At 67.5% G+C, this 20,817-nt stretch carries 16 protein-coding genes; all 16 read left to right on the top strand.

Translation table 11 applies throughout. The features are described from left to right. Nucleotides 1–10: 10 nt before the first annotated feature. On the top strand, nucleotides 11–787 hold the full coding sequence (gene lpxA / locus BJP62_RS02790) for an acyl-ACP--UDP-N-acetylglucosamine O-acyltransferase (protein ID WP_070526245.1): 777 nt from the start codon (nucleotides 11–13) through the stop codon (nucleotides 785–787). Nucleotides 788–800: 13 nt separating this feature from the next. Beyond that, a complete protein-coding gene (gene lpxB / locus BJP62_RS02785; protein ID WP_070526243.1) occupies nucleotides 801–1,985 on the top strand; it encodes a lipid-A-disaccharide synthase in 1,185 nt (394 codons plus the stop codon). Next, on the top strand, nucleotides 1,976–2,557 hold the full coding sequence (rnhB, locus tag BJP62_RS02780; protein ID WP_070526241.1) for a ribonuclease HII: 582 nt from the start codon (nucleotides 1,976–1,978) through the stop codon (nucleotides 2,555–2,557). Before lpxB ends, rnhB begins: the two co-directional genes overlap by 10 nt. 113 nt (nucleotides 2,558–2,670) lie before the next feature. After that, nucleotides 2,671–3,531, top strand: coding sequence for a flagellar motor stator protein MotA (motA, locus tag BJP62_RS02775; RefSeq protein WP_070526238.1), 861 nt, complete (start codon nucleotides 2,671–2,673; stop codon nucleotides 3,529–3,531). Between the two features lie 24 nt (nucleotides 3,532–3,555). Next, entirely contained in the window at nucleotides 3,556–4,443 is an 888-nt protein-coding gene (motB, locus tag BJP62_RS02770; protein WP_070526236.1) for a flagellar motor protein MotB, read from the top strand. Further along, nucleotides 4,440–5,159: a hypothetical protein gene (locus BJP62_RS02765; RefSeq protein WP_070526234.1), complete on the top strand. Its 720-nt coding sequence runs from the start codon at nucleotides 4,440–4,442 to the stop codon at nucleotides 5,157–5,159. Before motB ends, BJP62_RS02765 begins: the two co-directional genes overlap by 4 nt. Further along, entirely contained in the window at nucleotides 5,156–6,439 is a 1,284-nt protein-coding gene (locus BJP62_RS02760; RefSeq protein WP_145927076.1) for a hypothetical protein, read from the top strand. Before BJP62_RS02765 ends, BJP62_RS02760 begins: the two co-directional genes overlap by 4 nt. Further along, nucleotides 6,439–7,230 (top strand): RNA methyltransferase, encoded by a 792-nt coding sequence (locus BJP62_RS02755; RefSeq protein WP_070526228.1) that lies wholly within the window; start codon nucleotides 6,439–6,441, stop codon nucleotides 7,228–7,230. The genes BJP62_RS02760 and BJP62_RS02755 overlap by 1 nt, the downstream gene beginning before the upstream one ends. Before the next feature lie 27 nt (nucleotides 7,231–7,257). Further along, nucleotides 7,258–7,749 carry a PilZ domain-containing protein gene (locus BJP62_RS02750; protein WP_070526226.1) on the top strand — a complete coding sequence of 164 codons (492 nt, stop codon included), beginning with the start codon at nucleotides 7,258–7,260 and terminating at the stop codon, nucleotides 7,747–7,749. Beyond that, on the top strand, nucleotides 7,746–8,432 hold the full coding sequence (locus BJP62_RS02745) for a uracil-DNA glycosylase (protein WP_070526224.1): 687 nt from the start codon (nucleotides 7,746–7,748) through the stop codon (nucleotides 8,430–8,432). The genes BJP62_RS02750 and BJP62_RS02745 overlap by 4 nt, the downstream gene beginning before the upstream one ends. Beyond that, nucleotides 8,429–9,316 (top strand): ROK family protein, encoded by an 888-nt coding sequence (locus BJP62_RS02740; protein WP_070526222.1) that lies wholly within the window; start codon nucleotides 8,429–8,431, stop codon nucleotides 9,314–9,316. The genes BJP62_RS02745 and BJP62_RS02740 overlap by 4 nt, the downstream gene beginning before the upstream one ends. A gap of 31 nt (nucleotides 9,317–9,347) precedes the next feature. Continuing rightward, entirely contained in the window at nucleotides 9,348–11,039 is a 1,692-nt protein-coding gene (locus BJP62_RS02735; RefSeq protein WP_070526221.1) for a glycoside hydrolase family 9 protein, read from the top strand. Nucleotide 11,040: 1 nt separating this feature from the next. Further along, the gene (rfaD, locus tag BJP62_RS02730; RefSeq protein WP_070526219.1) at nucleotides 11,041–12,036 is read left to right on the top strand and encodes an ADP-glyceromanno-heptose 6-epimerase; all 996 of its coding nucleotides are present in this window, start codon (nucleotides 11,041–11,043) and stop codon (nucleotides 12,034–12,036) included. 115 nt (nucleotides 12,037–12,151) lie between these two features. Further along, the gene (locus tag BJP62_RS02725; protein ID WP_236943649.1) at nucleotides 12,152–17,857 is read left to right on the top strand and encodes an alpha-2-macroglobulin; all 5,706 of its coding nucleotides are present in this window, start codon (nucleotides 12,152–12,154) and stop codon (nucleotides 17,855–17,857) included. Between the two features lie 184 nt (nucleotides 17,858–18,041). Further along, entirely contained in the window at nucleotides 18,042–20,156 is a 2,115-nt protein-coding gene (gene pbpC / locus BJP62_RS02720; RefSeq protein WP_236943648.1) for a penicillin-binding protein 1C, read from the top strand. A 79-nt stretch (nucleotides 20,157–20,235) separates the two neighbouring features. Beyond that, on the top strand, nucleotides 20,236–20,805 hold the full coding sequence (locus BJP62_RS02715) for a hypothetical protein (protein WP_070526215.1): 570 nt from the start codon (nucleotides 20,236–20,238) through the stop codon (nucleotides 20,803–20,805). Nucleotides 20,806–20,817 lie beyond the last annotated feature (12 nt).

The raw sequence follows: 20,817 nt of genomic DNA, 5'->3' as shown, positions 1-20,817 counted from the left end.
CGGAGCGAACATGCCGAAGATTCATCCCGCTGCGCTGGTCGATGCGCGTGCCGATCTGGCCGACGACGTCGAGGTCGGTCCGTTTGCCGTCATCGGTCCCGATGTGCGGATCGGCGCCGGGTCGGTCGTCGGTGCCGGCGTGCAGATCGAGGGTGTCACGCGCATCGGCATCGGCAACCGCTTCCACCCGCACAGCCATATCGGCTGCGCGCCGCAGGACAAGAAGTACAAGGGCGAGCCGACCGAGCTGCACATCGGCGACGGCAATACCTTTTTCCAGAACATGACGGTGTCGGTCGGCACGGCGCAGGACAAGGGCGTCACGCGGATCGGCGACAACAACTGGTTCATGGCCTATGCCCACATCGGCCACGATTGCACGATCGGCAGCAACACGATTTTCGCCAATGCGGTGACGCTCGGCGGCCACGTCAGCGTTGCGGACTGGGCGATCCTCGGCGGCCTCTCCGCGATCCACCAGTTCTGCACGATCGGCGCCCACGTAATGGCCGGTGGCGGTTCGATCATCGTCCAGGATCTGCCGCCTTACGTGATCTGCGAGGGTAATCGCGCCGTTGCGCGCGGTGTCAATCTCGAGGGGCTCAAGCGCCGCGGTTTCAGTGTCGACGCGATCGCCCGGGTCAAGCAGGCTTATCGCCAACTGTACCGGCAGGGGCTGCCGTTCGACGAGGCGCGCGCGAAGATCGAGGCCGATGCGCCCGGCGCGCCCGAACTGCAGGCCTTTGTCGACTTCTTTGCCGTGAGTCAGCGCGGCATCATTCGCTAAAGACGACGAGGCGATGAACGATCGACTCTTTGAAGCCGGGAGTCGCGGGCCCCGCATCGCCATCGTGGTCGGCGAGGCGTCCGGCGACCTGCTCGGATCCCAGCTGATGCTGGCACTCAAGGCCCGCCTGCCCGGCGCCCAGTTCGCCGGCATCGCCGGTCCCAAGATGATGGCGGCCGGCGCCAGCACCATGGTGCCGATGGAGAGCCTTGCGGTGCGCGGCTATGTCGAGGTGCTCAGGCATCTGCCCCGGCTGCTCGGCATCCGTCGCCGGCTCAAGCGGGCGATTCTCGCCGAAAAGCCCGACCTGCTGATCGGTATCGACGCGCCGGATTTCAACCTCGGCCTCGAGGCCGCGGCCAAGGCGGCCGGCATTCCGACCGTCCATTACGTCGGGCCGTCGGTCTGGGCCTGGCGTCCCGAACGGCTGAAGAAGATCGGCGCGTCGGTGTCGCACATCCTGCTGCTGTTTCCGTTCGAGGAAGAAATCTACCGTGAGGCCCGGATTCCGGCGACCTATGTCGGCCACCCGCTGGCCGACCTGATGGCGGTCGAGCCGGATCAGGCGGCCTTGCGCGAGCAGCTGGGCGTCGAGTCGGGCGGGCCGGTGTTCGCCCTGCTGCCGGGGAGCCGGCAGAACGAGCTGGAGATGCTCGGCGCGCTGTTCGTCGAGACGGCGAAGAAGCTGTATGAGCGTTTCCCGGATGCGACCTTCCTTGTGCCGTTCATTACCCGCGAAACGCGGTTGTATTTCGAGAGCGAGATGTGGCGCCAGGGCGCGCAGGAACTGCCGTTCCGGCTGATGTTCGGCCATGCACACGAAGCGATGCAGGCTTCCGACGCGATTCTTGTCGCGTCCGGTACCGCTGCGCTCGAGGCGATGCTCGCCAAGCGGCCGACCGTCGTCACCTACCGGATCACCAATTTCACTTACCGGATGGTGAAGAAAAAGCTGCGCCTGCCCTATGTCAGCCTGCCCAACGTGCTCGAGGGGCGTTTCGTGCTGCCCGAGCTGATCCAGCACGAGGCTACCGCCGAGAACCTGAGCCAGGCGCTGGCCAATCTGGTCGTCGACAAGCGGCTGGCCGGCAAGCTGGCCGACTGCTTTACCGCCCACCACAAGGCGCTGCGCTGCAACGCGGCCGAACGTGCGGCCGACGCGGTGATCCGCCTGCTCGGGACGCGCACATGGGCCTGATCTGCGGTGTCGACGAAGCGGGGCGCGGGCCGCTGGCCGGCTCGGTCTACGCCGCCGCGGTGATCCTGCCCGACGACCACGGCATCGTCGGCCTGAACGACTCGAAGAAGCTGTCGGAAAAGAAGCGCGAGCAGCTGTTTCCGCTGATCCAGCAGCGTGCGCTGGCCTGGGCGGTTGCCAGTGCCAGCGCGGCCGAGATCGACGAGATCAACATCCTGCAGGCGACGTTTCTGGCAATGCGCCGCGCGATCGAGGCGTTGCCGCTTGCGGCGACCGCGGCGCTGATCGACGGCAACCGGGTTCCGCCGCGGCTGGCGATACCGGCCGAGGCCATCGTCCAGGGCGATGCCAAGGTAGCGTCGATCGCCGCTGCGTCGATCCTGGCCAAGGTGTCGCGGGACCGCGAGGCGGTCGAGCTCGACGCGCGCTATCCCGGTTACGGCCTCGCGCAGCACAAGGGCTACCCGACCGCGGCGCATCTCGCTGCGCTGCAAAAGCTGGGGCCGACGCCGGAACACCGCCGCAGTTTCGGGCCGGTCAAGGCGCTGCTGGCGCAGGCCGCGCTGTTCTGACTGTTGCAGGGACTGTTGCAAAGGGCGCCTTGCACCGCGCCATGGGCGTTGCGGTGCAACGGGCGGATCGCCGACAATCGGCCGACAAATTTTACTAGTTCAGGGATAGGACGATGTTCGTTGTCATCGGCTACATCTTCATGTGCGCCTGCATTTTCGGCGCCTATGCCGCCCACGGCGGCCACCTTGCTGTGCTGTGGCAGCCGACCGAAATCGTCATCATCTTCGGTGGCGCACTCGGCGCGATGATCGTCGGCTACGGCGGCAAGCCGCTCAAGGCCGTGATGAAGGCGCTGCCGACGCTGTTCAAGGGCAGCGCCTACAGCAAGGCCTTTTACATGGACCTGTTTGCGCTGCTGTTCGAGCTGCTGACCAAGGTGCGCAAGGAAGGCCTGATGTCGATCGAGGCCGATGTCGAGGATCCGCACAGCAGCCCGGTGTTCGCCAAGTACGACCGGATCGCCAAGGACCACCACCTGGTCGAGTTCATCACCGACTACCTGCGGCTGATGGTCGGCGGCAACCTCAACGCCTTCGAAATCGAAAACCTGATGGACGTCGAAATCGATACCCATCACCACGAGGCGGCGATACCGGCAACGGCGATCACCAAGCTGGCCGACGGCCTGCCGGCGTTCGGCATCGTTGCGGCGGTGATGGGCGTCGTGCACACGATGGGCTCGTTGCACCTGCCGCCGTCCGAGCTTGGCGGGCTGATCGGTGCCGCGCTGGTCGGGACCTTCCTCGGCATTCTGCTGGCCTACGGTTTCGTCGGGCCGCTGGCGCAGATTCTCGAGCGCAAGGTCGAGGAGTCGAGCCAGTCGTTCAATACCGTGAAAGTCACGCTGCTCGCGAGCCTGAACGGCTATGCGCCGCAGGTGGCGGTCGAGTTCGGCCGCAAGGCGCTGAATTCGACCGAGCGGCCGTCGTTCAAGGAGCTCGAGGAGTTCGTCAAGAATGCCAAGGCCAAGTAATCACCGCGTGTACGGGGTGCTGGAATGAGCGACGAATCGCAACGGCCCATTGTCGTCAAGCGGGTCAAGAAGGGCGGGCACGGCCACCACGGCGGCGCATGGAAGATTGCCTACGCCGACTTCGTGACCGCGATGATGGCGTTTTTTCTGCTGATGTGGCTGCTGGGCTCGGTGTCCAAGGGCAACCTCAAGGGCATTGCCGACTATTTCTCCAATCCGCTCAAGGTGGCCAGCCGCGGTGGCGAAGGTGCCGGTGATGCCGATTCGCTGATCAAGGGTGGCGGCAAGGACTTGTCACAAAAAACCGGCCAGCTCAAGAAAGGGGCGCCGACGGTCGAGGACCTGCAGAAGGACAAGAACCGGCTTTCGGCGCTGAAGAAGAAGTTCGAGTCGCTGATGAACGACAAGGCGAAGAAGAACAGCAAGCTTGCCCAGTTCAGGGACCAGCTCCGGCTCGACATGGTCGCCGAAGGCCTGCGCATCCAGATCGTCGACAAGCAGAACCGGCCGATGTTCAAGTCGGGCGTCAGCGAGCTGGAGCCCTATGCCGTCGAGATCCTCGACGAGATTGCGCAACTGCTGAACGAGGTGCCCAACTCGGTCTCGATTTCCGGGCACACCGATGCGCAGCAGTACGCGAGCGGCCAGCGCGGGTTCAGCAACTGGGAGCTGTCGGCCGATCGCGCCAACGCGGCGCGGCGCGAGCTGATCCATGGCAGCCTGGCCGAGCAGAAGATCCTGCGCGTCAACGGCTTTGCCGACGAAGTGCCGCTCGATAGCGGCAACCGGCTCAATCCGGTCAACCGGCGGATCAGCATCGTCGTGCTCAACAAGGACGCCGAGGGCGATATCCGCCAGCAGGCCGGCATGGGGAGCGATGCCGCCAGCGAACCGCAGTCTGCCGGAACATGACCGCGGTCCTGCGCCTGCTGGCGCTGCAGGGCGCCGGCTGGCTGGCCGCGCTGGTGCTGCTCTGGTCGCAGCCCGCCTGGATGCAGTCGCTGCTGGCCGGAGGCACGGCTGCCGGGCTGGCCGCGCTGACCGGCCGTCGCTTCGTGCCGATGCACGCACTGATGCCGCCGCTGTGCGTGTTCGCGCTGCTGGGTGGCGTGCCGCCGTGGGTCTGGCTGGCCGCCGCGCTGCTGACGTGGGCGCTTGGTGCCGGTGCGTTTCGCTACCGTGTGCCGCTCTATCTGTCCAACCGGCATGCGCTGGCGCGACTCGAAACGCTGATCCCGCCCGGTGCGCGGGTCATCGACCTCGGTGCCGGCACCGGTTCCGCCTTGGTGTGGCTGGCGCGCCGGCGCAAGGACCTGTCGCTGAGCGGCGTCGAGATGGCGCTGCTGCCCTGGCTGATCGGCAAATGGCGCTTGCGCGCGAGTCCGGTCGGGTGGTGCCGCGGCGATGCATTCGACGTCGACCTCTCGGCGTACGATGTGGCCTATGCCTATCTGTCGCCTGCGCCGATGGTGGCGCTGTGGCACAAGGCGTGCAGCGAGATGGCGGACGGCGCGCTGCTGATCAGCAACAGCTTCGGCATCGACGGCGTGCCGCCGTGGCAGCGGCATCCGGTCGGAGACTGGAAACACAGTGAGTTGCTCGTATGGCGTCCAGGAGTGAATCCGTGAACGCGGCGGCATGGCGGGATTGCCCCTTGCCGGCGATGCAGGCCACCCGCGATGGCCTGCTCGGGCTGCTGCGGCGTGTCGATCGCCTGAAGCCGGCCGAGGTGGCCGACGTCGTGCTGACCGATCCGCTGCTGACCGCGACGGTACTGCGCGATGCGAGCCTGCGGACCAAGACCAGCATGAGCGTCGACGTCGTGACGATCGAGGCGGCGGTGATGCTGGTCGGCGTACTGCCTTTCGTCGAGCGCCATGCGCGGGGGCTCGCGCTCGAAACCGTGCTTGCCGGCGATGCCGCGCGGCTGGAGTGCTGCCTGGCGCTGATCGCGCGCGCGCAGCTCGCGGCGCGAATCGCAGGGGGCTTCGGGCTCCGCCGGATGGATGCCAGGGTCGAGGAGCTGCAGGTTGCCGCGCTGCTGAGTGTGGTGCCGGGCCTGCTGGCGCAGCTGCACGGCGATGTTGCCGACGTCACGGCCTTGCTCGCGGCCTGGGATTTTCCGGAAGTGCTCGTCCAGCTCTGCGTCGGTGCCGATGACATGCCGCCGCGACAGAAGCTGCAGCAGGCATCGTTGCGGCTTGCGGCAGGGCTCGAAAAGGGCTGGTGGGGCGACGAGGTGTCGCAGGCCGTCCAGAGCATCGCCGCGGTCTTCGATACGGCAGAGGGCGACGTCTGGCGGCAGCTTCACGAACCGGTGCTGGCGCAGGCGCATGCGCCGCTGGCGGCGCGGGTCGTGCCTGTTGCGACCTGGCTGCCGATGGTGGCCGGCGCCTGGCCTTCCCCCCGGCCGGTCAGGGATGTGCTCGCGGCGCGGATGCAGGCGCTGCATCTGGCCGGCCTGCAGGGGCTGCCGGCCAACCAGATCATGCGGCTGGCCGTGCGTGCGCTGGTCGAGGGCTTGCAGCTGCGGCGGGTGCTGCTGGCGATTCCGCAGGACGGCGCGCTCGTGGCGCGTTTCTGCGTCGGTGCGAGCGTCGACGACCCGATCCGCAGCCTGAATCTGCCGCTGGCCGGTCCGCAGCTGTTCGGTCAGCTGATGCAAAGACCGCAGGCCGTCTGGCTCAACGCCGACAGCCGGCCCAAGCTCGTGCCGCAACTGACGCCGGCGCTCACCGCGCTGATCGGTGACGGCGATTTTTACGCGATGTCGCTGTTCGTCGGCGACAAGGCCGTCGGGATGTTCTTTGCCGACCGTACCCTGCCGCTGGACGCGCAGTCCTATCTGTCCTTCAAACAAATCTGCCAGCTGACGAGCCGTGCGCTCGCCGGCAGGGCCGCCCTCTGATGCTGCAAGACGCCATCCACTCCGTCCACAATCCGCTCTACAAGCAGCTGCACAAGCTCGCGACGCAACGGCGCGACCGGCTCAAGCTTGGCCTGACCCTGCTTGACGGCCCGCACCTGATCGATGCTGCGTTGTCGGCGGGCTGGCCGCTGCAACGGCTGCTCGTCACCGATGCCGGCCTGCAGCGCCCCGAGGTGGCGGGGCTGGTCGCGCGGGCCGCCTTGCCGACGCACCCGCTGGCCGAGGCGCTTTTTGCCGAGCTGACCGAGTTGCCGAGCCTGAGCGGCGTGATTGCGCTGACCGCGATTCCGCCGGCACCGGTGCCGCGCCGCGATGGTCTGGTGCTCCTGCTCGACGGCGTGCAGGACCCGGGCAACGTCGGCACCTTGCTGCGTACCGCGGCGGCGGCCGGCGTCGACCAGGTCTGGCTATCGACGGGCTGCGCCGATGTCTGGTCGCCGCGGGTGCTGCGTGCCGGCATGGGCGCGCACTTCGTGCTGCCGCTGATCGAGCGTGCGCCGCTGCTCGACTTGCTCGACGGCTTCGACGGGCCGCTGGCGGCAACCCTGCTTGACGGCGCGGTCGACCTGTATGCGGCCGATCTGCGCGGCGATCTGGCGCTGGCACTCGGTGCCGAGGGGCAGGGGATTTCGGCCGGACTCGCCGCCAGGGCCGTCAAACGGCTGCGCATTCCGATGGCGGCCGGGGTCGAGTCGCTGAACGTCGGTGCCGCCGCGGCCATCTGCCTTTACGAGCGCGTGCGTCAGCTCGGTGGCGCCGGGCGGGTATAATCGCCGTTTTGGGTTTGCGAGAGCAGCATGCAAGCGTTTCCCGATGGCGTGTTCTTCGAAGCCGAGCTGCCGCTGGCATGGCAGCGGCAGCGGTGCTGGCAACCGCTGGAGGTTGCCCGTTATTTCGACGTACTGGCCGACTTCGAGGTCGTCGACCGCGCCGATGCGGCCGATGTGCATCAGGCCAAGCTCGATCTGCAGCTCGTCTGGCTGGCGCGGCTGATGACGCCGTCGCTGCCGGCCAAGGTGGCGGTAACGGTCGGCCTCGAGTCGGTGCGCTGGCTCGCTGCCGATCTCGAGCCCGGCGAGCGCGGCTGTCTGGCGATCGCGCCGGGCGCTGCGTTGCCGCACCTGCTGGCGCTGCCGGCCGAGATTTTCGATGTTGACGCGTCGCCGCAAGGTACGGTGGTGACCGCGCGCTGGTGCTTCGATCACGCCGGCGCGAAGGATGCGTTCGAGCGTTACGTGTTCCGCCGCCATCGCGAACAGATCCGCCACGGGCGCGGGGGCGAAGCGTGAGCGCGCTGGCAGGGCAGATTCCCGCCGCGTGGCAGGGGCCGCTCTCCGGCGTGACGGCAAAGCCGGCGTTCGACGCGCTGTCCCGCTTTCTCGATGCCGAGCTCGCCGCCGGCAAGACCATCTACCCGCCGCGCGCGAACTGGTTTGCCGCGCTTGCCGACCTGGCGCCCGACGATGTCCGCGTGGTGATTCTCGGGCAAGATCCCTACCACGGTGCCGGCGAGGCGCACGGACTGAGCTTTTCGGTGCCGCACGGCGTGAGGACGCCGCCGAGCCTGCGCAACATCTGGCAGGAAATCGCCCGAGATCTGGGTATCACGCCGCCGCAGCACGGCAATCTGGCCGGCTGGTCCGGTCAGGGGGTGCTGCTGCTGAACAGCGTGCTGACCGTCGAGGCCGACAGGGCCGGGTCGCACGCCAGACGCGGCTGGGAGGCGCTGACCGACGCGGTGATCGCGGAGCTGGCGTTGCGCCACGAACACCTCGTATTCATGCTCTGGGGTGCCTATGCGCAAAAGAAGGCTGCGCACGTCGACGCACAGCGCCACTGCGTGCTGGCGTCGGCGCACCCGTCGCCGCTGTCGGCCTACCGCGGCTTCCTCGGCAACGGCCATTTTTCGGCCGCTAATGCCTATCTCGAACAACACGGAAAGGCGCCCGTCGACTGGGCGCGGGTCGAATGAGCCAGAAACTACTGAGTTTTGATATCGGCGGTACGCAGATCAAGTACGGCATCGTCAGTGACAGCGGCGAGGTGCTGCTCGCGCACTCGGTGCCGACGCAGGCGCAGGAAGGCGCCGCGGCGCTGCTCGACCGTCTGGTTGCGCTGGCACGGCCGGTTGTCGAGCAGAACGACGTGTGCGGCATCGCGATCAGCACGCTGGGGCTGGTCGATGCCGACAGTGGCCGGATTCTCGGCGCTGCCGAGGCCGTGCCCGACTATGTCGGCATGTCGCCGAAACTGGCGCTCGAGGATGCGTTCGACCTGCCGGTGACGATCGAGAACGACGTCAACTGCGTCGCGCTGGCCGAAGGCTGGCAGGGTTCGGCCAAAGGCGTGCAGCACTATATCGCGCTGGCGATCGGCACCGGCATCGGCGGCGGTATCGTCATCAACGGCAAGCTCTACCACGGCGCCCGTTCGGCCGCCGGCGAGTGGGGCTATATGCGCATCGCCGACCGCTGCTGGGAAAACCATGCGTCGATGCGCGGCCTTGTCACCGAGGCGATCCGCGTCAGCGGGCGCAGCGACTGGGATGGTCGGGCGGTGTTCGCGGCCAGCGACGCAGGCGACGAGCAGATGTGCCGCGTCGTCGACGAATGGCTCGATCTGCTGGCGACCGGTATCGTCAACCTGATCTATGTGCTCAACCCCGAGCGGGTCGTCGTCGGCGGCGGCATCAGCGGTCGCGGCGAGCGCTTCCTGAACGAACTGCACGCCGCGATCGGCGCGCGGATCGAGCCGGGCTTCCGCGAGATGAGCGAAGTCGTGCTCGCCAGCGCCGGCAATCACGCCGGCATGATCGGCGCGGCACGCAACTGGTTCCTGAACAAGCGTCTGTTCTGATATCCGATAACAACCAAGGGCGAGACTGACCGTGAAAATCCTGTTCAACCACCTCGGCTTCGAGCCGCAGACCCGCAAGCAGGCACTGATCGAGGCGCCGGCCGATGCGGCGCTGACGACCTTCGGCGTCTACAACGCCGACACGCGCGAATGCGTGCATCGCGGCGACGTCCGTGCCGAAGGTGGCGTTGCACGCTGGAAGGACTGGCATTTCTGGTCGGCCGATTTTTCCGCGCTGACCGCACCGGGCGAATACTTCGTCGTCGTCGATGGCGTGAGCCCGGCGCTGGTGTCGCATACGTTCGCGATCGGCGAGGGCCTGTTCGGCGAGCTGCTGCTGTCGGACATCGTCCATTACATCAAGGGCCAGCGCTGCACCGGGCTGTACGACCTGGCCGACCGTTCGCGGCCGAAGTGGGGCAGCGACGAGCGTCGAGACGTGCACGGCGGCTGGTACGACGCGTCGGGCGACTGCTCCAAGTACCTGAGCCACCTGTCGTTCGCGCAGTTTATGAACCCGCAGCAGACGCCGCAGGTGGTCTGGAACCTGATCGACGGACTGGCGCAGCTGCCCCAGCAGTCGAAGTGGTTCAACGAGCGCATCGTCGACGAAGCCCTGCACGGCGCCGATTTCCTCGTCCGGATGCAGGACCCGGCCGGGTATTTCTACATGACGGTGTTCGACCAGTGGAGCAAGGACGAAAACCGCCGCGACATCTGCGAGTACAAGACGCAGAAGGGCGACAAGTACGATACCTACCAGTCCGCCTACCGCCACGGCGCCGGTGTCGCGATTGCCGCGCTGGCGCGGGCGTCGACGCTGGGCCGCGATGGCGAGGGCTTTGCCCGTGCCGATTACCTGAAGGCGGCGCAGACCGGTTTTGCCCATCTCGAAGCCAACAACGTCGCGTACCTCGAAGACGGTGTCGAGAACATCATCGACGACTACTGTGCGCTGCTCGCCGCGACCGAGCTCTTGGCGGTGACCGGTGACGGCGCCCATGCCGATGCTGCGACGCGCCGCGTGCTGAACCTGCTCGAGCGCCAGCAGATGGATGGCTGGTTTGCCGCCGATGCGGCGGGCGAGCGCAGCTATTTCCACGCGGCCGAGTCGGGGCTGCCGTACATCGTGCTGATGCGCTATCTGGAAGTCGTGCCGGCAAGCCCGCTGGCCGGCCGGATTCGCGAAGCGCTGCGCGGCGCCTACGAGTACGAGCTGCGCATTTCCAGCGAGGTCGCCAACCCGTTCGGCTACCCGCGCCAGTTCGTCAAGCTGCCGGGCCAGGACGGCAAGGTGCAGTTCTTCATTCCGCACGACAACGGCACCGGCTACTGGTGGCAGGGCGAGAACGCCCGGCTCGGCTCGATCGCCGCCTCGAGCGGCCGCGCCGCCGCGCTGTTCGCCGGCGAGCCGGAACTCGCCAACCGCATCGCCGCGCATGGCCAGAACGCGCTCGACTGGGTGCTCGGCGCCAATCCGTACGACGCGTGCATGCTGCAAGGCTGGGGCCGAAACAACCCGCGTTACGAGCCGGGGTTCTACAATGCGCCCGGTGGCGTGTGCAACGGCATCACCGGTGGCTTCGACGACGACCAGGACATCGACTTCCGCAAGTCGGAGGTCGCGACGATGGCGCACAGCTGGCGCTGGACCGAACAATGGATGCCGCACGGCGCTTGGCTGTTCCTCGCGCTGTGCACCCGACTGAAAAAGGAAAACTGATATGGCTATCGTGGTGACCGGCGCAGCCGGCTTTATCGGCTCGAACATCGTCAAGGGCCTGAACGCCCGCGGCGAAACCGACATCATCGCCGTCGACAACCTCACCCGTGGCGACAAGTTCCGCAATCTGGCCGACACCCAGATCAGCCACTTCGTCGACAAGAACGACTTCATCGCCGAACTCGCCAGTGGCCGTTACGACGGCGAGGTCACCGCGATCCTGCATCAGGGTGCGTGCTCCGACACCATGGAGCACAACGGCAAGTACATGATGGAGAACAACTACCAGTACACGCTGGGGCTGTTCGAGTGGTGCCAGGCCGAAGAGGCGCAGTTCATCTACGCCTCGAGCGCGGCCACCTACGGCAACGGCGACAACGGCTTTCGCGAGGACCCGGAGTGCGAAGGTCCGCTGAACGTCTACGGCTACTCGAAGCTGCTGTTCGATCAGGTGTTGCGCCGCCGCTGGGAAGAACTTTCCGCGCAGGCGGTGGGCTTTCGCTACTTCAACGTCTACGGCGCGCGCGAGTGGCACAAGGGCCGGATGGCCTCGGTGGCCTTCCACAACTTCAACCAGTACCGCGAGTCGGGCAAGGTCAAGCTGTTCGGCGAGTACGGCGGTTACGTGCCGGGCGGCCACCTGCGCGATTTCGTCTCGGTCGAGGACATCGTCAAGGCCAATCTGTGGTTCCTCGACAATGACGAGGTCTGCGGCATCTACAACCTCGGCTCGGGCCAGGCACAGCCGTTCAATGACGTTGCGTCGACCGTGGTCAATGCCTGCCGCTCTGCCGAAGGCAAGTCGATCCTGACGCTCGACGAGATGGTCGGCGAGGGCATTCTCGAGTACATCGATTTTCCCGATGCGCTGAAGGGCAAGTACCAGTGCCATACCGAGGCCGACCTGACGCTGCTGCGCGAAGCCGGCTATACCGAAGCGTTCCTCACCGTGCAGGAAGGTGTGTCGCGTTATGTGGAATCGCTGTTGCAAGGCTGATCTGACGCAATGTGCACGCAAAAAGCCGGCAAAAGCCGGCTTTTTGCTTTCCACTATCCGGATTGATTGAAAATTTTATGTAAGAATGTTGGCTTGTCACTACCGGGGTGCCCCGATGCGTGTATTCCGTCTGCTTGCGGCCAGTACGCTGGCGCTGAGCCTGGGGGAGGCCCAGGCCGCGGTCAATGTCGCGACCTTCTCGCCGCAGGGCGAGGTCCGGCAGGTCGAACAGGTGCGTGCGACCTTCTCGGCACCGATGGTGCGGATGGGGGACGTCTCGGCCGCTGCGCCGTTTGCCGTGTCGTGCACCTTGCCCGGCAAGGGCCGCTGGATCGACGACCGCAGCTGGGTGATCGACATCAGCGGTGATCTGCCGGCCGAGACGACCTGCCGCTTCACGCTCAAGCCGGGCCTCAAGAGCGTCGACGGCAGCGTGGTCGACGGTCGCGACGGCAAGCGGGCGTTCCAGTTCTCGACCGGCGCGCTGGCGATTGCGGAAAGCTGGCCGGATCGCGGCGAGACCATCGACGAGGATCAGGCCTTCGTACTGCGCTACAACGGAGCGCTTGGCGGCAAGCAGCCGCAGCTCTACTGCAAGATCGAGGGCCTGCCCGAACGCGTGCCGGTGACGCGTCTGCCGGCGACCGACACGGCGACGCTGGTCAAACACCTCGGCGAACAGAAGCGGGCGGCGACGATCGAGGCGGTGCGCTGTGCCCAGCGCCTGCCGGCCGGCAAGAAGGTCGTGCTCGTCCAGCCGCGCGCCGGCAAGGTCGAAATGCGCGCGTTCGACGTCCGCCCCGAGTTCAGCGCGTCGTTCAGCTGTTCGCGCGAGAACGCCAGGGCCGCGTGCATTCCGTTCAAGCCGGTGACGCTGTCGTTCAGCTCGCCGGTGCCGCAGAAGCTCGCCGACAAGATCCGGCTGGTGACACCCGAAGGCGAACGCGCGCCGGAGCCCGACCGCGATGCGCGCAACGGCACCGTCGATGCGGTCCGGTTCAAGCCGCCATTCGCCGCACTCGGCGCGTTCACGATCAAGCTTCCCGGTGATCTGGTCGACGACGCCGGACGCAAGCTCACCAATGCGTCGGCGTTTCCGCTGGCGTTCAAGACGACCGACTACCCGCCGCTGGCGAAATTCGCCGCTGCGCCGTTCGGCATCATCGAACTCGGTGACGATGCGGCGCTGCCGGTGACGCTGCGCAATGTCGAATCCGACCTCAAGGTCGGCGAAATCCGCGTCGGCGCCGAAACGCTGGCGGTCAACGACGACAAGGGCATGATGACCTGGCTTGCCCGGGTGCTCGACCACCACGAGGGCGTCGTGCCGGTGACGCGCAACGGCAAGACCGAACAGGTCGAAACGCGCCGGCTGAGCTTGCTCAAGGGCCAGAAGGGCGTGACGCCGCTGGCGCTGCCCGGCAAGCCCGATGCCAAGGGACGCTGGCCGTTCGAGGTTGTCGGCATTCCGCTCAAGACGCCGGGCCTGCACGTGGTCGAGATCGAATCGCGCCTGCTCGGCAAGGCGCTGCTCGGCGCGAACAAGCCGATGTACGTGCGCAGCGCGGTGCTGGTCACCAATCTGGCGGTGCATTTCAAGCAGGGACGTGACAACGCCGCCGTGTGGGTGACGACGCTCGATCGCGGCCGGCCGGTGCCGCAGGCCGACGTCAGCATCTACGACTGCAAGGGCGTCGCCCGCTGGCATGGCAAGACCGGCGCCAACGGCGTTGCGGCGGTGCCGCAGGCGCTGGGTCAGCCCGATTGCAGCGGCACGACGCTCGACGGCTACTTCGTGACCGCGCGCAAGACCGACAAGGGCGTCACCGACGTGTCCTTCGTGCGCTCGGGCTGGAACCGCGGCATCGAATCGTGGCGCTTCCCGTTTCCGACCAGCAGCAGCGACCGGCCGTCGGTGCAGGCGCACTCGGTGCTCGACCGGATGCTGTTCCGCGCCGGCGAGACGGTGTCGATGAAGCACTATCTGCGCGTCGAAACGACCAAGGGTTTCGCGCTGCCGAAGGCGAGCCAGTTGCCGGACCAGTTGCGCATCGTCCACGACGGCAGCGGGCAGGAGTACCGCCAGCCGCTGGTGTGGCGCCAGGGGCGCTACGCCGACTCGAGTTTTGCCCTGCCCAAGGACGCCAAGCTCGGCGAGTATTCGATCGTGCTCGAAAAGGCCGCCGTCAGGACGCGCAGTGACGATGCCGACGGGTATGACGGAGGGGGCAACGGACTGACGTTCTACTCGGGCACGTTCCGCGTCGAGGAATTCCGCCTGCCGGTGATGACCGGCTCGCTGACCGTGCCGGCCAAGGCCGGCATCGCACCCAAAGACCTGCCCGTTGATGTCGCACTGGCCTATGTCAACGGCGGTGCGGCCAAGGGGCTGCCGGTGCAGGTATCGGCGATGCTGCGCGAACGCTATGCGCGGCCGCAGGGTTACGACGGCTATTCGTTCAGCCCAGCCGAGGCCAGGCGCAACGAGACGCAGTCCTCGCTCGACGGCAAGGTGGTGCTCGACAAGGCGGCACTGTCGCTCGATGCCAACGGCGGCGGCAAGGTGGCGGTGAAGGCGCTGCCGGCAATCGACCGCCCGTACGACATGGTCGCCGAGGCCACCTACGCCGATCCGAACGGCGAGGTGCAGACCCTGTCGCGCACCGTGCCGCTGTGGCCGGCCGCGGTGCAGATCGGCGTCACTGTCGACGACTGGGTGTCGGTCGGCCGTGAAGCGAGCCTCAAGGCCGTGGTGCTCGATACCAACGGCAGGCCGGTGGCCGGCCGCAAGGTCGTCGTCAACGCCGTGCGCCACACCTACCAGTCGACACGCAAGCGGCTCGTCGGCGGCTTCTACGCCTACGATCACGACGAGCAGGTCGACGATCTGGGCAAGGTCTGCAGCGGCAGCAGCGATGCGCGCGGCCTGGTGTTCTGCGATATCGCGCTGAAGGACGCCGGCAGCATCGAACTCGTCGCCAGCGTCGACGACGGCGAAGGCCATACGGCCCGTGCGGCGCAGTCGGTCTGGGTCAGCAAGCAGGACGAGCTGTGGTTCGATGTCGACAACAATGACCGGATCGACCTGCTGGCCGAGAAGGAAAGCTACAAGCCCGGCGAGACGGCGCGCTTCCAGGTGCGCATGCCGTTCCGCAAGGCCACCGCCTGGGTCGCGATCGAGCGCGAGGGCGTGATCGACACGCGCGTGGTCGAACTCGAAGGCAAGTCGCCGGTGATCGAAGTGCCGGTCAGTAGCGCATGGGCGCCCAACGTCTACGTGTCGGTGCTGGCGGTGCGCGGTCGCGTGCGTGACGTGCCGTGGTACTCGTTCTTCACCTGGGGCTGGAAGGCGCCGGTTTCGTGGTGGGATGCGTACTGGAACGAGGGCCGGGACTATCAGGCTCCGACGGCAACGGTCGATCTGGCCAAGCCGGCGTTCAAGTACGGCATTGCCGAAATCCGCGTCGGCGAGGCCGGGCACAGGCTCGGCATCACCGTGACGCCGGACAAGCCCGGCTATGGCGTGCGCGATACCGCGCACGTCACCGTTCAGGTGAAGCTGCCCGACGGCAAGCCGGCGCCGGCCGGCACCGAGCTTGCATTTGCCGCCGTCGACGAGGCGCTGCTCGAGCTGCAGCCCAATCCGAGCTGGGACCTGCTCGACGCGATGCTGCAGCGGCGCAGCTACGGCGTCGAAACTGCAACGGCGCAACTCGAGGTCGTCGGCAAACGCCACTACGGCCGCAAAGCGCTGCCGCCGGGCGGCGGGGGTGGCTCGGCGCCGACGCGCGAGCTGTTCGATACGCTGCTGGTGTGGAATCCGAAGCTGGTGCTCGACGCCAATGGCCGGGCGAAGATCGCCGTGCCAATCAACGACTCCCTGACCCGTTTCCGCTTTGTCGCGATTGCCGATGCCGGGACCGGTTACTTCGGCACCGGCTCGGCCAGCGTGGCGGTGACGCAGGACCTGCAGCTGACGTCGGGCTTCGCGCCGCTGGTGCGCGAGGGCGACCAGATCCGCGCGTTGGCGACCCTGCGCAACGGCAGCACGCGCGCGATGAGCGTCCAGGTCAGCGCGCAGGCCGAAGGCTTGCCGGCACTGCCGGTCAGCAAGCTGACGCTGCCGGCCGGCGAGGCGCGCGAGCTGGTCTGGCCGATGGGTGTGCCCGACGGGTTCAAGTCGCTGAAATGGACGCTGACCGCGACCGAGGTCGGTGGCAAGGCGGTCGACCGGCTGACGTTCAGCCAGCAGGTCGACCCGGCGGTGCCGGTCACGGTACAGCAGGCGACGCTGCGCCGGATCGACGCCGACGTCAGCATCCCGGTGGCGCTACCGGCGTCGGCGCTGCCGGGGCGGGGCGGTGTCTCGGTGCAACTGCAGTCGCGGCTGTCGGCCGAGCTGCCGGCAGTGCGGCGCTGGTTTGCCGACTATCCCTATGTCTGCCTCGAGCAGCGGGCATCGGTCGCGATCGGCCTGGCGGACAAGGCACGCTGGGACGCGCTGATGGCCGAGCTGCCGGTCTACCTCGACGCCGACGGTCTGGCCAACTATTTCCCGCCGCGCGAAGGTGATGCGGCCCAGGGCAGCGATACGCTGACCAGCTACCTGCTCGCCGTGTCGTCCGAGGCCGGCTGGACGGTTCCGGAGGCCAGTCGCGAGAAAATGCTGCAAGGGCTGACACGCTTCGTCGAGGGCCGGCTCAAGCGCGATGCGTGGGCGCCGCGTCCGGATCTCGACGCGCGCCGGCTGGCGGCGCTCGAAGCGCTGAGCCGCTACGGCCGGGCCGAACCACGCCAGCTCGCGGTGCTGACGATCCAGCCGAACACCTGGCCGACGGCGATGCTGGTCGACTGGCTGTCCCTGCTCGAGCGGCTGCCGGCGCTGCCGGATCGCGCGGCGAAGGTCGCCGAGGCGGAGCAGTTGCTGCGCGGGCGCCTGAGCTATCAGGGAACCCGGCTGCAGTTCTCGGCCGAGAAGGACGACGACTGGTGGTGGCTGATGCGTAGCGCCGACGTCAACGCGGCACGGCTCCTGCTGGTGACGCGCAGCCTGCCGGGCTGGAAGGACGATCTGCCACGCTTGCTGAACGGCCTGATCGGCCGGCAGACGCAGGGTACGTGGCGGACGACGACGGCCAACGTCTGGGGTTCGCTTGCCGTGGCGGCATTTGCCCGGCAGTTCGACGCGACACCGGTTGCCGGCAGCACAAAGGTGGTGCTCGGTGAGGCAACACGTGAACAGGCATGGCCTGCGGCGACGCCGGTACCGGTTTCGCTGCCGTGGCCGGCTGGCGGCAAGGGCGTGCTGGCGATCAGGCACGACGGTGCGGGTGCGCCGTGGGCGACGGTGCAGGTGTCCGCCGCGGTGCCGCTCAAGGCGCCGGTCGGTGCCGGCTTCCGCGTCAAGAAGACCGTCAGTGCGGTCGAGCAGAAGGTTGCGGGCCGGTACAGCCGTGGCGACGTGCTGCGGGTGAAGCTCGATGTCGATGCGCAGAGCGACATGACGTGGGTGGTCGTCGACGACCCGGTGCCGGCCGGCGCAACCGTGCTCGGTGGCGGGCTTGGGCGCGATTCGGCAATCGCGACACGCGGCGAGCGGCGCGAGGGCGAGGCATGGCCGGCTTACGAGGAGCGCCGCTTTGCCGGCTACCGCGCCTATTACGGCTACGTGCCGCGCGGTACGTTCTCGGTCGAGTACACGGTGCGGCTCAACAGCGCCGGCGAGTTCAAACTGCCGCCGACACGGGTCGAGGCAATGTACGCGCCGGACGTGTTCGGCGTGTTCCCCAATCCGACCTTCAAGGTCGTCGATGCGAAGTAAAACCCGCCCCATCAGACGGCTGCGCCTTCGCGTTTTGCTTCCGTTCGGTGCTCGGCGCACCCCAAGGGCACTTCCTTCGGGGCGTCCTCATGGACCGTACGTCCATTCCGGCGCCTGCGTTCCGGGCGAAAGCAAACCGCTTTGGCCCGCTCGCCTGCTGAGGCAGGTTTTCATTGGGGGGGCGTTGCTGGCGATCTCGCCGGCGTGGGCACTGCCGACGTTCGATGCGGTCAGGGCCGACTGGCGCTCGTCCGACGCGGTGCTGCTCGATCGTCGCGGCGTCGAAATCCAGCGCGTCCGCGTCGACATGACGCAGCGGCGCGGCGACTGGGTGGCACTGGCCGAGACGTCGCCGGCGCTGCGGCATGCGCTGGTGGTGTCGGAAGACAGGCGCTTCTACGCACACAGCGGGGTTGACTGGTCGGCCGTCGCGGCGGCGGCGTGGGGCAATCTCTGGAGCAGCAAGACCCGTGGCGCGTCGACGCTGACGATGCAACTGGTCGGGCTGATCGATGATGACCTGCGCCGCGACCAGGGACGGCGCAGCTTCTGGCAGAAGGCCGGGCAGAGCGTGTCGGCGCAGGCGCTCGAGCGCAACTGGAGCAAGGCGCAGATTCTCGAGGCCTATCTGAACCTGGTCAGCTTTCGCGGTGAAATCGTCGGCCTGTCGGCGATGTCGGCGACCCTGTTCGGCAAGTTGCCGTCCGGCCTCAATGCGCGCGAGTCGGCGATTGCCGCGGCGCTGATCCGGGCACCGAATGCCTCCGTTGATCGTGTCGCGGCGCGTGCCTGCACCATCCTCAAGGACATGAAAACGCACGACGACTGTGGCGGGCTGCACGGCGAAACCCGGCTCGCGCTGGCACGCAAGGCGGCCCCGGCCGCGCAGGCCGACGCCCGGCCCGAGGCGCTGGCGCCGCACTTCGCCCGGCAGGTGCTCGCCGGCGCCAAGGCCGGGGCGCGCATTCCGACGACGCTGGACGCCGGCCTCCAGCGCTTCGCGACGCAAACGCTGCGCCGGCATCTGCTCGAGCTGAGTCGGCGCAATGTGCAGGACGGTGCGGTGATCGTGCTCGATAACGCCAGCGGCGACGTGCTCGCCTGGGTCGGGGCGAGCGGCGGGCTGTCGAAGGCGCGCGACGTCGATACCGTCGTGGCGCTGCGTCAGGCCGGATCAACGCTCAAGCCCTTCCTGTTCCAGCTGGCGCTGGAAGGGCGCTGGCTGACGGCGGCGTCCTTGCTCGACGATTCGCCGCTCGACCTGCAGGCCGCCGGCGGCCTCTATGCACCGCAGAACTACGCGAAGGATTTCAAGGGGCCGGTATCGGTACGCACGGCGCTGGCGGCGTCGCTCAACGTGCCGGCGGTGCGCACGGTCGAGATCGTCACACCGAACCGGCTGCGCGACCGCCTGCATGCGCTCGGCCTGAACAGCCTGTCCGAAGCCGGCGACTACTACGGCTATTCGCTGGCGCTCGGTGCGGCCGACGTGCGCCTGGTCGACCTCGCGAATGCCTACCGGGCGCTGGCCGACGGCGGCCTCGCATCGCCGCCGCGCTTGCGCAGCGATACGCCGCCGGTAAAGGGCAGGCGCGTCATGGATGCGGCGACGAGCTTCATCGTCGCCGACATCCTGTCGGACCGGACGGCGCGCTCGCGGACCTTCGGGCTCGAGAGCGCGCTGGCAACGCGCTACTGGAGCGCGGTGAAGACCGGTACCAGCAAGGACATGCGCGACAACTGGGCGGTCGGCTTTTCGCGCCGCTATACGGTTGGCGTCTGGGTCGGCAACGCCAGCGGCGAGCCGATGTGGGACGTGTCGGGCATGCACGGCGCCGCGCCGGTCTGGCTGGCGGTGATGAGTCGCGCGCAGCAGTCGCCATCGCGGCCACCGGCTGCACCGCCGGGTGTGGTTGCAAGGCGGGTCACGTTCGACGGCAATGTCGAGGCCGCGAGGCAGGAGTGGTTCATCAAGGGGACCGAGCGCAGCGAAATCCGCGTCGCCGCGGCCGACGCCAAATCGTCGCCGGCGCGCATCGTCAACCCGGTCGACGGTGCGATCTACGCGCTTGACCCGGATATCCCGCCACAAAGCCAGCGCATCGTCTTTCGTTCGGAGGGTGTGCCGGGCGCGATCTGGTGGCTCGACGGCCGGCGGCTCGGTCGCGGCGCAAGCGTGGGCTGGTTTCCGTGGCCGGGGCGGCACCTGCTGCAGTTGCGTGACGCCAGGGGCGGGCTCGTCGAGGAGCGACGATTCGAGGTGCGCGGCGCAACAGTCAGGCAGGGGCGTGGACGTTGAGCGTATCGTTACAAACTCAATGGAATGGCATGACGTATGCTGTAGGCCCAAACCTATATCTTTTACAGGGAGTGCTTTCATGAAAACCGTAACCAAGTTGCTGCTGGCGATGATGGTCTCCGCTGCGATCCCGGCGTGGGCGGCCGATGGCGCCGCCGTGCCGCTGGTCGTTCTCAAGGAGGAGGACAAGCTGACCGTGCAGATCGCCGCGATCGACGCGGCCAAGCGCAAGCTGACGGTGAAGCTGCCCAGCGGCGAACTCGCCGATGTCGACGCCGGTCCCGAAGTGCGCAACTTCGACCAGCTCAAGGTCGGCGACAAGGTGACGACGCGGATCGGCGTGGCGATCGCCTACGAACTGCTCAAGGGTGGCGCCGGTGTGCGCGGCACGACCGAGTCGACCGACGCAGCGCGCAGCGCGCCGGGCGAGCGCCCGGGCGGCGGCTGGGTGAAGACCGAGACGCTGGCGGCCGATGTTGTCGCAGTCGATCGCAAGACGTCGCGTGTCAAGCTCAAGACACCGGACAGCAAGATCGTCGAGGCCAACGTCAAAAACCCGGCCGCGCTCGAGCAGATCGCCGTCGGCGACCAGATCGAGGTGACCCTGCGCCGTTCGATCGCGATCTCGGTCGAGCCGGCGGCGCAGTAAGTCGTCACCGGG

It is taken from the genome of Jeongeupia sp. USM3 (assembly GCF_001808185.1).
Classification (GTDB): Bacteria; Pseudomonadota; Gammaproteobacteria; order Burkholderiales; family Chitinibacteraceae; genus Jeongeupia.
Note: the sequence above shows the minus strand (reverse complement) of the source record. Positions and strands in the feature narration are given on the sequence as shown.

Excerpts from the sequence above, each read along its gene's own strand:
- lpxA (WP_070526245.1), top strand. The coding sequence starts at position 11 with ATGCCGAAGATTCATCCCGCTGCGCTGGTCGATGCGCGTGCCGATCTG.
- lpxB (WP_070526243.1), top strand. The coding sequence starts at position 801 with ATGAACGATCGACTCTTTGAAGCCGGGAGTCGCGGGCCCCGCATCGCC.
- rnhB (WP_070526241.1), top strand. The coding sequence starts at position 1,976 with ATGGGCCTGATCTGCGGTGTCGACGAAGCGGGGCGCGGGCCGCTGGCC.
- motA (WP_070526238.1), top strand. The coding sequence starts at position 2,671 with ATGTTCGTTGTCATCGGCTACATCTTCATGTGCGCCTGCATTTTCGGC.
- motB (WP_070526236.1), top strand. The coding sequence starts at position 3,556 with ATGAGCGACGAATCGCAACGGCCCATTGTCGTCAAGCGGGTCAAGAAG.
- BJP62_RS02765 (WP_070526234.1), top strand. The coding sequence starts at position 4,440 with ATGACCGCGGTCCTGCGCCTGCTGGCGCTGCAGGGCGCCGGCTGGCTG.
- BJP62_RS02755 (WP_070526228.1), top strand. The coding sequence starts at position 6,439 with ATGCTGCAAGACGCCATCCACTCCGTCCACAATCCGCTCTACAAGCAG.
- BJP62_RS02750 (WP_070526226.1), top strand. The coding sequence starts at position 7,258 with ATGCAAGCGTTTCCCGATGGCGTGTTCTTCGAAGCCGAGCTGCCGCTG.
- BJP62_RS02740 (WP_070526222.1), top strand. The coding sequence starts at position 8,429 with ATGAGCCAGAAACTACTGAGTTTTGATATCGGCGGTACGCAGATCAAG.
- rfaD (WP_070526219.1), top strand. The coding sequence starts at position 11,041 with ATGGCTATCGTGGTGACCGGCGCAGCCGGCTTTATCGGCTCGAACATC.
- BJP62_RS02725 (WP_236943649.1), top strand. The coding sequence starts at position 12,152 with ATGCGTGTATTCCGTCTGCTTGCGGCCAGTACGCTGGCGCTGAGCCTG.
- BJP62_RS02715 (WP_070526215.1), top strand. The coding sequence starts at position 20,236 with ATGAAAACCGTAACCAAGTTGCTGCTGGCGATGATGGTCTCCGCTGCG.